Raw genomic sequence first — 11,869 nt, forward strand, 5'->3', positions numbered from 1 at the left:
GCACAGCCACCAAAAGCCACCGCTGCACTTCTGGCCTCTGGAAGCATTTTGGTCTGAGCAGTTTTTCGACATTGCTTATGCCCCATCTGAACTTCCAGGGGCTGAAGTAAACCGTATCCAATTTGGTAGAGCAAAACCTATCCGGCACTCTTTTTAAGTAATGGCGGTCAAGTAACCGCAAAAAAAGCCCTGACGCGGCGCGCCAGGGCTGCTAACCGGCCCCCGGTCAGATTTGCACAGTCGGAAGACTTAGTCGACGCCGCCCGCCGCCCAGCGCAGCGTGGCCTGGGTCTGGGCGTATTTGGCCTGCAATTCCGCCAGCTTCACGCGGGCGCTCACCAGGCTGGCTTCACGGGTGTTCAACAGAAACACCGAGCTTTCGCCGTTCTCGAAGCGGATTTGCTCGCCCTGACGCAGGCGCCCGGCGTTCAGCACCACCTGCTCCTGGAGGGCCAGCTGTTCGCGCAGGGCTTCCCAGTCGTTGGCCACGGTACGCACGCCCAAGTCGATGGCGCGGGTGTCCTGCTGGAGGTCCAACTCAGTGTCGCGTAATTTCAAGCGGTTGAGCTGCAGCTTGGCCCGTTCCTGACGCAGCAGCAACGGGTAGGCGAAGCTTGCGCCTAGCTTGTAATTATTCTGCAGGTAGGTGCCCTGGAAGCTGGCGCTGGTTTCGGGGCTGAAGGGCTGGCCAGCCTGGAGAATATTGTAGTCGAGGGTGAGCTTGGGCAGCAGCTTGTTGGTCAGCAAGCGGCGCTCCAGCCCCAACTGCACCAGCTTGGCGCGGCTTTTTTGCAGCTCCGGGTGCAGCTGCCGGGCCAGTTCGGTGAGGGCGGCCAGCGAATCGGCGGGCAGCGGCACCCAGCCGGCGGGGCCGGGCAAGGGCTGCGGGCGCACACCCACGGGCAATTCACGGGGCTGCTGCTGCTCGTCCCAGAGGTAGTTGCTGAGCTGCAGCGTGGCGTTTTGCCACTGCACCCGGGCCTGCACCAGCTGGGCCTGCCGGTTTTGTAGTTCCGTAAGCGCCTCCACCGAGTCGATAGCGGCTAGGTCGCCGTAGCGAACCCGCTCGCGCACGGCCTGCAGGCGCACCTCGGCCAGCTCCGCGTTCTGGCGCAGCAGCTCCTGCCGCTGGTAGCTCAGCGTCCAGTCCCAGTAGTCTTTGGCTGCCTGGAGCTGCAGCTTGTTGAGGGCACCGCGCCGCTCGGCTTCGGCCAGGCCCTGCAGGGCCCGTGCCTGGCGCACCGCCGCCCGCCGCTCGTCAATCAGCAGCCCCTGGGCCAAGGGCACCGAGATGCCCAGGTAGCTCAACCCGGCACGAGCAGTAGAGTTTTCGGGGTTGATAAAGGCCCCGGTGCCTCGTTCGTAACCGGCTTTCAGGTCGGCGCCAAACCAGAGCGGCACCCGCAGTTGGGTGTCCCAGTCGTGGAAATACTCCTTGCCGCCCAAGGCCTTGCCATAGTATTTGCTGGTTGCCATGGGGTCGAACTGCCCGCGGGCCAGTCTCACTTCCTGCAAGGCGCGCTCGGGCAGCAAGGCCGCCTGCCGGGCCACGGGGTGGCGCAGCGTCACGTAGGTCAGCAAATCGGCAAGGCCGAAGACGCGGCCGGTATCGGCCAGGGCTACCGGGCGGGTTACCAGGGCGGGCGCGCCCAGGGGGCCGCTGGGATAGTCCTGCCGGGCCTGCCGCCGGAGCTGCTCGGCAGTGCGCGGCGACTGCCCGGGCAGCGGGGCGCCCGGCTTGGTTGTTTGGGCGGCGGCCGGCCCGCCGGCAATACCCAGCAGCATTAGGCCCAGCCCGAAAAAGCGCAACTGCCTCATTTCGCTTCTTCTTCGGTAGAATAATCACCTTTCGCGGCCTTTTTATCGCCTTTGGCGTTGCTTGCGGGTTCGCCCGAATAGTCGGGCGGGAAGCCGTTCACCTGCCGCCACAGCTCGTACCAGATGGGCACGTCATCGAGCAGGGCCCAGCCGTAGACGCCGCTACCCACGCGCAGGGGCTTGGGCCAGGCTTCCTGCTTGGGGTCGGGCGTGACGAGAATGCGGTACTGGCCCTGGGAATCAATATTATCGATAACGGCTACCACGCCGCCGAAGGTGCCGAAGCTGGTGCCGGGCCAGCCGCTGAACACCAGCGCTGGCCAGCCATCAAACTGCAGGCGCACCTTCCGGCCCACGCGCAGCAGCGGAATATCCATGGGCTGCACGTAGAGCTCGGCGGCCAGGGCCGGCGCGTCGGGCATCACCGTCACGATGGGCTCGCCTTCCTTCACGATTTCACCCAGGCCTTCTTTCAGCGCCCGCACGACGTAGCCGTCCTGCGGGGCCGTAATCTGGTAGAAGCCCGAGCGGATGCGCAGGTTGGCCAGCTCGTTGCGCATCTTGGCAATCTGGCCTTCGGTGTCGAACTGGTAGGCCGTCACCGAGCGCCGGTCCGATTCGGACTTGGCCAGCTTGTCCTGATACTCAGCTGAGAGCGAGCTTAGCTCCAGCTGAGCATTGGTGAGGGCCTGGCGGCTGGCAGCCAGCTTGTTTTCAGCCGATTGCAGCTTGGCCGTGCTTTCCTGAAACTTGAGCCGGCGCTGCTCCACTTCAGTCAGCGACTTGAGACCTTTCTTGTAGAGTTCTTCCTGGCGCTCCTGCTGCCGCTCGGCAATCGTAAAGTCGTTGCGCGCGGCTACCAGGTCGGCGGCGTCGGAATTGACCTTCAGTCGGCTTTGCTCCACGTAGTTGCGGGCCTTGCTCAGGCTCACCTGCAGGCCGGCACGCAACGCCGTTTGCTGGGCGCTGAGGGCCGTGCCCTTGGCCCGATTCTCGCCAAGAGAACTAATTTTGGCGTCGAGCTGCTCGCTGGTGCGCTGCACCAGTTTGGGGTCAAAGTATTTTTCCTTCACTTCCACGATGTCGACCAGCGTGTCGCCTTTGCTCACGTGCTGGCCCTCGCGCACCCGCCAGCGCTGGATGCGGCCGGCAATGGTGCTGGGCACGGTCTGGGGGCGGTCCTGGGGGCGCAAGGTGGTGAGCGTGCCGGTAGAACGGATGTTCTGCGTCCAGGGCAGAAAGCCCCCAAGCACCACCAGCAAGCCCAGGCCGGCCGCCCAGCGGGCCAGCGTACGGCCCGCCTGCGGGGTTTGCACCCGCGCAAACGCGCGGAAGCGCCCAGTCAGCGGGTTGGATTCAGCCAACGGGTTTTCGGCAAAAGGCATGTATTTTCTAATTAATAATTTAAAAATGACTTCTTAAGAATTGGCAATGAGTGGTTAAAAAAAGGTCCTTGGCACCAATACTCGCAACTGTGACTCCAGCTACTGGCGGCACTTCAGGGTGCGTTACTACTGCCTTAACCACACTGACTGAAGAATCAACGCTCAGTCACTCATTCTGATTCTTAGTTTAAAACTTAACCCAGCAACTCCCGCATTTCCGGTTGCTCAACAACGGCTGCAAACGCACCATCTGCAATCAAACGGCCTTCGCGCAGCACCGCCAGGCGCGGGCATAAGGTCAGCAAGCGCAGGTCGTTGGAGGCCAGCACTACGGTCCAGGGGTGTTCGGGCGCCAGCACCCGGCGCAGGATGCGCATCTGCTCGGCGGGCTCTACACCCGGCAGGAAGTTGTCGAGCAGTAGCAGGCGCGGCCGGCGCACCAGCGCCCGCGCCAGCAACAGCTTCTGACGCGTGCTTTCAGCCAATGGCGTGCCAATGCCGAGCGGCGTGTTCAGCCCCTGCGGGCGGGCATATACATCATCGCGCAAGCCCACGAGCTCCAGGCCCCAGGCCACGTCGTCGGCCCCGATACGGGCCTGGCCGAGCGTGAGGTTGTCGAGCAAGGTGCCATCAAACAGGTGCTGGGGGGCAATGGTGTCGCCCACGTGCTCGCCCAGCGAGGAGGGCGCCAGGTCCTGCAGAGCCAAGCCATCGTAGGCCACCACGCCGGTGTAGCTGGTGAGCAAGCCGGCCAGGATGCGTAGTAGCGTGGTTTTGCCCGAGCCGTCGTAACCGGCCACGCCCATGTGCTCGCCTGCCCCAATAGTGAGCGTGAGCTGGTCGATGGGGGAACGCAGGCCGCCGGGATACTGGTAGCTGAGCTGGCGCAGCTCGGCCCGCAACCCGCCGCGCACGGTTGGCAGCGGTAGTGTGGTAGCACCTCCGCCGCCTACCAAGGGCAGGTCGAGCACATGGCCAATTTTGTCGAGGGCCGTCAGCGCGTCGTACACGACATCGAGCTTGAGCAGCACCTTCTCCACGGCCGATATGGTGAGGATGATAATGATTTCGGCGGCTACGAACTGCCCGATATTAATCTGACGGTCGATGAGCAGCCAGCAGCCAATGATAAGTAGCGTGGCAGTAATGAGGACTTTGAACGCTACAAAGCCCCAGAATTGGGCGAGCAGCACCCGAAAGTGGCTCTGTCGGGCATTCAGGTACCCCTCCACCAGTGCGTCGGTGCGCTCCAGGGCCAGTTCCTGCCGGGGCGGGTGGCGGAAGGTTTGCACGGTGCGGGCCACGTCTTCGAGCCAGGCCGCTACCTTGTACTTGTATTTGGACTCCTGCAAACTGGTGCTCAGTCCTTTGGGGCCGGTTGCCCGAATCAGCAGGGCCAGCAGCATCACCAGCAGCACGCCAAAAACGATGAAAATGGGGTGATAAAAGGAAAGCAGAATCAAGCCGAATAAAATTTGCAGCGCCGCCGCCGAAAACTCTATTAACATGGTAGCCAGTCCTTTTTGCAGGGTTGGTGCGTCCAGCAGGCGGTTCATTAGCTCGGGCAGGTACTGCCCGTTCAGGGCTTCGGTGCGCACCCGCGGCAGGCGCAGGGCAAAGTCGAAGCTGATGCGCGCAAAGAGCCGCTGCTGAATGAACTCGACCAGATAGACCTGCATCACCTGCAAGCCGCCTACCAGCAGCGTGCCCGTTACGATGAGGGCAATGAGTACCACGAGCGACGTACTTACGGCCCCGCTGCTTACGAAGTTGATGACCGACTGCACGCCCAGGGGCAGCGACAAGCTGATGACCCCGGTCAGGGCCGCGTACACGTAGAGGTAGGTAATGTCGCGCCGCTCAGAGGCGAGCAGGCGCCACAGGCGCTGGCCAGGAGTGAGGGATGAGGTGGGCAGGTCCGCCATAGGGGGAAATAAAGTCGAATTAGTCGGGTATAGTACCGGAAGCTTGGGCTAGGGTAGCAAAAGCCAGTTGCGTCAGAAAGGTTTGGAGCGTGTTTTCAGCCCCGCCGCCAGGGACGGCATCGGTGAGCGAGGGCAGGTGCTGCGCGAAAAAGAGCTGCTTGCGGGCCGATTCCAGTAACGTACTCACCAGCGCTTGGGGGAAAGCGTAGGCGGGATTAATCTCCTGCACCACGGCCACAATGCCGGCCGCCAACTGCTTGTACTCCCGAAACAGCCCCTCGCGGTTGTCGCCGTCCACGTCGCGGGTCAGGTAGGCTTTGGAGGCCTCGTGCACCACAATGCGGTAGAGGGCGGCCTCGTCGAGCTGCGTCGTGGCCGGGTCGTCCTGGTTGGCTTGGATGATAATGCCCATAATGAGCCGCAGCCGCTCGCAGGGGTCGGGCACGTTGTGGGTATGAAACCGAATCTGGTAGCGCAGCCAGGCCCAGTGCCAGCTCACCAGGTACACCAGCAGCTTGTGTTTATTTTCGAAATAGCGGTAAAGCGAGGCCTCGGTAGAGTCGATTCGCTGTGCCAGCTTTTTGAAAGTAAAATGCTCAAACCCGATTTCATCAATCAGCAGCACGCTTTCGGCCACCAGCCGGCGCCCCAAATCTGTGTCCTGCGGGTCGCGCAGGTACAGCTTTTCGTTTAAGTCGATGCGAAGGGAAGTATGCATTGTAAAATTCTCTGGACCAACAAATTGATTGCAAGAAAGAGGGCCGGGCACTACTAACTAAAAGCTCGTGGCGCGCTACGTATTTACCCCAAAGAAACGGCCTACGAGGCGTTTCGGCGACTTTTAGCCCTTCCGGAACGGCGCTATTCGCCCTGGCCCAGCGAAAAAACCCGTTGGCCGTCCATCAAATACAGGTGTTCGGTTTTGATGACGTACAGCCGATTATCCACTAGGCGGTGCAGCAGGGCCAGCACATCGGCAAAGGGCACGGGAGTAAATTTAAGCTGCGCAGCGCCCACCACCGCATTGGCGGCCACGAAACGGCAGCGCCAGTGGTCGGTGCAGAACGTTTCGGGATGCCCGTCGGGGTACACTTTCACACCGCGGTTGGTGATGAGCTTCAGCTGCATCCGGTCTCCGCAAATGGCTTCGAGCTGCCGGCCCAGCTGCTCGGGCTGCTTTCCGTCCCAGCGCAAAAACACATCAATCCCAACCAGTTCCTGCACCACGACAGGCGTTCCGTAAAGCGCGGTCACCGGGACTGCGGGCGCGGCCGAAACCCCGGCCGGCGCCGTGCCAGACATCATCGCCAGCTGCCGGGGCAGCTGCCCCAGGCGCGCAATCACGGCATCGGCAAAGCCCGTGGTCGTGACCTTGGCACGGCTGGTTTCGGGGTCGTAAATGTCGGCCGTGTGCTGGCCGTCTTCCAAAGCGCACAGCCAGGCGTTGTGGATTCGGGCCGCGGTTTCGCGCTGGCCCAGGTGCATGAGCATGAGCACCGCCGCCTGCAGCAGGCCCGAAGGGTTGGCCATGTCCTGGCCGGCAATGTCGGGCGCCGAGCCGTGGATGGCTTCAAACAAGGCCCCACCATCGCCAATATTAGACGAGCCCGCCAGGCCCACCGAGCCCGTGAGCTGGGCCACTACGTCGGAAATAATGTCGCCGTACAGATTCATCGTCACCACCGCGTCGTAGCGCTCCGGCGTGTCGGCCAGCCGCGCCGTGCCGATATCGATAATCTGGTGTTCCTGCGTAATGTCGGGGTACTCGCGCCCGATTTCCATGAACACCCGATGAAACAGCCCGTCGGTGAGCTTCATAATGTTGTCCTTGGTCATGCACGTGAGCTTGCGGCGGCCGTGGCGGCGGCAGTACTCGAAGGCGTAGCGCACAATTTTTTCGCAGCCCGTCCGGCTCACCAGCTTCAGGCACTGCACCACGTCGGGGGTTTGCTGGTGCTCGATGCCGGCGTAGAGGTCTTCCTCGTTTTCGCGGATAATGACCACATCCAGCGTGGGGTGGCGGGTAGCCACGGCCGGATACAACGAGCGGCAGGGTCGCACGTTGGCGTACAGGCCCAGGGTTTTACGCAGGGTCACGTTCAGGCTTTTGTAGCCCCCGCCCAGCGGCGTGGTAATGGGCGCCTTGAGCAGCACCCGCGTGCGGCGGAGCGAATCCCAGGCCGCCGGACCAATGCCGGAGCTGTGGCCGGCCCGGTACATCTGCTCCCCTACTTCGATAAATTCCGGTTCCAGAGCCGCGCCGGCAGCTTCCAGTATCCGCAGGGTCTGGGTCATAATTTCGGGACCGATGCCGTCGCCAACGGCAACGGTAATAGGGACTTTTATAGACATAGGGAAGCAGCTTATGCAGTGAAACACCTGCTGGCAACTGCCAGCTTGGAGCTGCAAATTTATACATACTTTCTTAGATAATAGTTTTACTTCTTAAAAAAGGCCGGTAATCATTAATCAGGAGGGTTTTACTAAAATATTTTTGAAGCCCTGCAACATTAATACCATGACTCTTGTATGTGATAGCAAAGCTATTAATATTGGTAGCTCTAATCAATCTCTTTTGTCATGGTACAGTTGCCGGTTTTTCGTCCCCGCTCGCGTAGGCACCGTCGTGCCGCGCTCCGTTCCATACTCCCGCTCACGGCCCTGGCTGCGGAGCAGGTGCTGGGCCGCGACAAAGTGCTCGTCCTGCTGGAAACATTTAGCTCCTACTGCCTGCACCGCCCTCTGATGACATTACGCCGCTCGCTGGCGCTGCTGCTGCTGGCCGGGGCCAGCGCCCTGGGCCTCAGCAGCTGCACTACCATACGCCAGGGCCAGGTGGGCGTCAAGCGCACGCTGGGCCGCCTCGACCAGCAGGTGGTACTCTCGGGCCCGAAGGCATTCAACCCCTTCCTGACCACTATCATCAAGGTACCCGTCACGACCCAAAACCTGGAGATTCGCTCCAGCTTACCTTCTAAGGAAGGCCTCTCGATTGCCTCCGACATCTCCATTCTCTACCGGGTAAAGGCCGATAAAGTGCCCGAAATCCTGCAAACCACTGGTTTGGGCTATGAGAACATCCTGATTCTGCCCGTCTTCCGCTCGGCCTCCGCCGACGTGTGCGCCCGCTACTTCGCCAAAGACATGCACAGTGCTGAGCGCTCGGTGATTGAGAAGGCCATTCTCACGCAGATGAACGAAGTGCTCAACACGCGCGGCTTCGAGATTGAGAACGTGCTGCTCAAGAACATTGCCCTGCCCGCCGGCCTGGCCAAAGCCATTGAGGACAAGCTCGAATCGGAGCAGGAAGCCCTGCGCATGGAGTTTCTCAAGCAGCGCGAAACCCGCGACGCCGAGCGCCGCGTGATTGAGGCCGAGGGCCAGAAGCGCATTGCCGTGGTGCGGGCCACGGGCGAGCAGGAAGCGGCCATCATTCAGGCCAGGGGCAAGGCCGAGGCCATGCGCATTGAGGCCGAGGCCGTGCGCCTCACCAACCAGCTCATCAACCGCGACCTGAGCCCGGCCGTGCTCCGCTTCAAATCCATCGAAGCGTTCCGGGAGCTGGCCAAATCGCCGAACGCGAAGACCATCATCACCGACGGCAACACGCCCCTGCTCAACACCCTGGCCCAATAAGCATTGAAACGGACCCTGCCAGCCACGTACCGGGCCGCCCCCAGGGGTCGGGCCAGACCCGCCGGCCCGGCTCCGCGCCTGCCCTTGCGCCTGATTTTGCTGCTGCTGCTCATGCTGTTGCTCGCGCGGGCGGCGCAGGTCCGGCAGCACCGGCTCGGGAGCCCGCCCTCACCCCGTCTGGAGCTGGCCGCCGCTTCTTCCACTTCACTTCTCACTTTTTCGTTATCGCCATGCGCTCCTTGCTGCTGTTGCTTTTCGCTTTGCTGATGTACGGGCGGCCCACTGCGGCCCAGGACCTGGAACCGGTGCAGAACCGCGCCTTCCAGGTGAAATACGCCGTGCCCCCGCACTGGGCCCTCACGCACCTGCGCACCGATACGGTGGAGGTGCTGCGCTACCACAGCCCCGAGGACGACGCCCGGCTGTGGGTGGGCCAGCTGCGGGGCCGCCACGCCGCGCTGCCGCCGGCCCGCGCCCTGGAACGGCTATTGCGCCACCTGGGTGCCACCCGCCACGAGGAGCATCGGGTGTCGTCGCACGGCCTCGACTTTCTGGAGAGTACCGGCACCTGCTTCGTGGGGGGAAGGGAGCTGCGCTACGATGCCCGCGTGACCACCTACCAGGGCCGCGTGCTGCTGGTGTACGTGTACGCCACCCCGGCCGCCTTCACCACCCAGGCTCCGATGCTACACCGGGTGCTGGACAGTCTCACGCCGCTGCGGGGCAAGTAGCAAGTTCGTTGTTAGCACTTCATCCTTTTTCTCAATTCCTTATCACTTGATACTCATGAAAAATTTGCTTTTGCTGCTCATTTTTTTGCTGCCGCTGAGTGTGCGGGCTCAGTCCGAACCCGAAATACATTACGAGTCCGTGCGTAGCAGCCAGTACCAGCTGCAATACCAGGTACCGGCCGGCTGGGACCAGATGCGCCAGGCCAACGATACGACGGTGGCCATTACCCACATCAGCCCCGGCCAGGACCTGATGCTCTTCATCGGCCAGCTGCGCGGAGCCGCCGAGCGCATGACGCCCAATCAGGCCCTCTACCACCTGGCCGAACAGTTCGGCGTCACGGTCAACAAGCAGTTCGCTACCACTTACAACGGCATTCAGTTTCTGGAAACAACCGGGGCGGGCAACCGCGACGGCCAGCAGCTGCGCTACGATGCGCTGGTTGCCCGGCACCGGGGCCACGTACTAATGATTTGTATTTCGGGCACCCCCGACGCCTTTATGACCCACGAGCCCCTGGTGCGGCACATCCTCAACAGCCTGGCCCCCTACAAGTCGCGCCGGGAGCCCCGCCGCTAGTACCCGCCCGGCTACTCAAACTCGTTTTCCATACTTCTCTATGATACTATTCAACTTGCTTACGCTGAGCGTGCAGCGCGCCCAGACCGCCACCGAGCTGGTGCTGAAGGAGCATCTGGCTACGGATGTGTTTCTCGACGAGGCCATCGGCAACCACTGCCTGAACGCCGATGGCACCATTGGTACGCAACCCCTGTACCGGGTGCTTTTCCTGACCAAAGCCCTGCTCTACCGCCGCATTGAGCTGGTACTGCAAGCCCGTTTCCCTGACAATGATTTCCGCATTTATGCCACCCCCGTGACCCACGTCAACGATGTGGAGGCGGAGCGGGTGCGGCAGCTTTGCGTTGTCTGAGGTGGCTTGGGTTGGGCGTTTTTAACAAAGAAAATGCTACCCAACACTGCGTTACAGGGCGACGGCCGGCCTGCTCAGGTGTCGGGTGGCACCTCGTCCCAGGGCTGGTTCTGATAGTTGGTGAGCCAGTTCAGGGCGTAGTGCCACTCATTGGCTCGTTGTAATCCGCTCGAGTCCCGCCCCTCGTCCGAGCTACCGACTTTCCGTTTCAAAACCAGCGCACCGGCACAATACCCCGAAACTGAAGAAGCTAGTGCTGCTGCTGGAGCGCCAGTTTCTCGCCGCAGGACGGTTGGTAGAGGCGTGGAAGGTGTTGCTTACCTGTAGGAACGGTTTCACTAGCAGGCAATTTGCAGCCTATAATTCTGATTGGCCCACTTTGAGGGTAAGTCTAAAATATTTTTTAAATCAGCTAAAGCAAACATTTTTTTCACTATCTACGCATGTCTGTAATCTCACCTGAATAATTGTGGTCATATAAATACGCGCCATTACGACTATACACAGCGATAGAGCGCCAACCATGTTTCCCATCAAATAGAATTGTATGAATACGATTCAAAGATGAAAGTTGAATATCGTTCGAATTAAGACGGCACATAATATAATATGACTCACAAGGGATGTATTCTAGGGCGTGAGGACATTAAGAAATGAGTTATTCATCTAAGCCAATCAAGTGCTGCTCCGATATGCCAGAACGCGAGGAAGGAAACGATGGTCTTCTCGTAGCGGGTGGCCAAGCGGCGATACTGCTTCATGCGTCCGAAAAAGCGTTCGATTTTGTTGCGGTCGCGGTAGGCATTCTCGTCCAGGGGCAGCGGTTGGGTGCGGTTGGGGTGGCTGGGGATGACGGCTTGAATACCGCGTTGAGCGCAATAGGCGCGGGTTTGGTCGCTGTCGTAGGCCGTGTCGGCCACTACCTGGCCCACGTCGAGGCCGTCGAGCAGGGGCAGCGCCTGCGGGCTGTCGCCGGCCTGGCCGGGGGTGGCGAGCAGGCGCACCGCGTTGCCCAGCGACTCGACGCAGGCGTGAATTTTGGTGCTCATCCCGCCCCGGCTGCGGCCGAGGCACTCGGTCTGAGCGTCGCTTTTTTTTGGCCCGCCGCGTGCTGGTGCGCCCGCACGATGGTCGAGTCGAGCAGCACCCAGTCCAGCTCCGGCGCTTGGACGACCTGGAAAAGGCGGCGCCAGACGCCTTTTTCGGCCAGCCGGCGGAAGCGTTTGCGGGCCGTGTCGGACTTGCCGAAGCGTTCGGGCAGGTCGGCCCACGGGCAGCCGGTGCGCATTATCCACACCACAGCGTTGAAAAACAGCCGGTTATCGACGGCCGTCGCCCCGCCATCGGCGGCCTTGCCGGAGAGGTGCGGGGCAACCAGGGCCCAGGTAGCATCAGAAATTTCGTGACGGCGCATGCTGAAAAGTAAATAAGCAGTAAAC

Annotated in this window: 10 protein-coding genes and 1 pseudogene; 4 read left to right on the forward strand and 7 right to left on the reverse strand. The window is 61.3% G+C overall.

Features of this window, described 5'->3' with window-relative positions; translation table 11 throughout:
- Nucleotides 1-249: 249 nt before the first annotated feature.
- From GM79_RS17360 to GM79_RS17380, 5 genes are all read right to left on the reverse strand, one after another.
- The gene (locus tag GM79_RS17360; protein WP_081867844.1) at nt 250-1,818 is read right to left on the reverse strand and encodes a TolC family protein; all 1,569 of its coding nucleotides are present in this window, start codon (nt 1,816-1,818) and stop codon (nt 250-252) included.
- On the reverse strand, nt 1,815-3,203 hold the full coding sequence (locus GM79_RS17365; RefSeq protein WP_081867845.1) for an HlyD family secretion protein: 1,389 nt from the start codon (nt 3,201-3,203) through the stop codon (nt 1,815-1,817). The genes GM79_RS17360 and GM79_RS17365 overlap by 4 nt, the downstream gene beginning before the upstream one ends.
- Before the next feature lie 194 nt (nt 3,204-3,397).
- Nucleotides 3,398-5,128, reverse strand: a complete 1,731-nt coding sequence (locus GM79_RS17370) for a peptidase domain-containing ABC transporter (protein ID WP_035566409.1) — start codon at nt 5,126-5,128, stop codon at nt 3,398-3,400.
- A gap of 19 nt (nt 5,129-5,147) precedes the next feature.
- Nucleotides 5,148-5,846 carry a TetR/AcrR family transcriptional regulator gene (locus GM79_RS17375; protein ID WP_035566411.1) on the reverse strand — a complete coding sequence of 233 codons (699 nt, stop codon included), beginning with the start codon at nt 5,844-5,846 and terminating at the stop codon, nt 5,148-5,150.
- Nucleotides 5,847-5,989: 143 nt separating this feature from the next.
- Nucleotides 5,990-7,480 carry an NADP-dependent isocitrate dehydrogenase gene (locus tag GM79_RS17380; RefSeq protein ID WP_035566415.1) on the reverse strand — a complete coding sequence of 497 codons (1,491 nt, stop codon included), beginning with the start codon at nt 7,478-7,480 and terminating at the stop codon, nt 5,990-5,992.
- 228 nt (nt 7,481-7,708) lie between these two features.
- On the opposite strand from GM79_RS17380, the gene GM79_RS17385 reads away from it, so the two are divergent.
- The 4 genes from GM79_RS17385 to GM79_RS17400 all read left to right on the forward strand — a co-directional run bounded on the left by GM79_RS17385 (nt 7,709) and on the right by GM79_RS17400 (nt 10,430).
- Nucleotides 7,709-8,764, forward strand: a complete 1,056-nt coding sequence (locus GM79_RS17385; RefSeq protein ID WP_235184095.1) for a prohibitin family protein — start codon at nt 7,709-7,711, stop codon at nt 8,762-8,764.
- Nucleotides 8,765-8,994: 230 nt separating this feature from the next.
- Complete coding sequence (locus GM79_RS17390; protein ID WP_035566417.1) at nt 8,995-9,495, forward strand: hypothetical protein; 501 nt, start codon at nt 8,995-8,997, stop codon at nt 9,493-9,495.
- A gap of 55 nt (nt 9,496-9,550) precedes the next feature.
- The gene (locus tag GM79_RS17395) at nt 9,551-10,075 is read left to right on the forward strand and encodes a hypothetical protein (protein ID WP_035566420.1); all 525 of its coding nucleotides are present in this window, start codon (nt 9,551-9,553) and stop codon (nt 10,073-10,075) included.
- Nucleotides 10,076-10,115: 40 nt separating this feature from the next.
- A complete protein-coding gene (locus tag GM79_RS17400) occupies nt 10,116-10,430 on the forward strand; it encodes a hypothetical protein (protein WP_035566423.1) in 315 nt (104 codons plus the stop codon).
- A 74-nt stretch (nt 10,431-10,504) separates the two neighbouring features.
- On the opposite strand, the gene GM79_RS25590 is transcribed toward GM79_RS17400, so the two are convergent.
- Entirely contained in the window at nt 10,505-10,642 is a 138-nt protein-coding gene (locus tag GM79_RS25590) for a DUF4272 domain-containing protein (RefSeq protein WP_161787211.1), read from the reverse strand.
- A 450-nt stretch (nt 10,643-11,092) separates the two neighbouring features.
- Nucleotides 11,093-11,869: pseudogene (locus GM79_RS26570) on the reverse strand (IS5 family transposase); the annotation flags it as partial.

Origin of the sequence: Hymenobacter sp. IS2118 (assembly GCF_000715495.1) — a bacterium.
Taxonomy (GTDB): domain Bacteria; phylum Bacteroidota; class Bacteroidia; order Cytophagales; family Hymenobacteraceae; genus Hymenobacter.

Excerpts from the sequence above, each read along its gene's own strand:
- GM79_RS17360 (WP_081867844.1), bottom strand. The coding sequence starts at position 1,818 with ATGAGGCAGTTGCGCTTTTTCGGGCTGGGCCTAATGCTGCTGGGTATT.
- GM79_RS17365 (WP_081867845.1), bottom strand. The coding sequence starts at position 3,203 with ATGCCTTTTGCCGAAAACCCGTTGGCTGAATCCAACCCGCTGACTGGG.
- GM79_RS17370 (WP_035566409.1), bottom strand. The coding sequence starts at position 5,128 with ATGGCGGACCTGCCCACCTCATCCCTCACTCCTGGCCAGCGCCTGTGG.
- GM79_RS17375 (WP_035566411.1), bottom strand. The coding sequence starts at position 5,846 with ATGCATACTTCCCTTCGCATCGACTTAAACGAAAAGCTGTACCTGCGC.
- GM79_RS17380 (WP_035566415.1), bottom strand. The coding sequence starts at position 7,480 with ATGTCTATAAAAGTCCCTATTACCGTTGCCGTTGGCGACGGCATCGGT.
- GM79_RS17385 (WP_235184095.1), top strand. The coding sequence starts at position 7,709 with ATGGTACAGTTGCCGGTTTTTCGTCCCCGCTCGCGTAGGCACCGTCGT.
- GM79_RS17390 (WP_035566417.1), top strand. The coding sequence starts at position 8,995 with ATGCGCTCCTTGCTGCTGTTGCTTTTCGCTTTGCTGATGTACGGGCGG.
- GM79_RS17395 (WP_035566420.1), top strand. The coding sequence starts at position 9,551 with ATGAAAAATTTGCTTTTGCTGCTCATTTTTTTGCTGCCGCTGAGTGTG.
- GM79_RS17400 (WP_035566423.1), top strand. The coding sequence starts at position 10,116 with ATGATACTATTCAACTTGCTTACGCTGAGCGTGCAGCGCGCCCAGACC.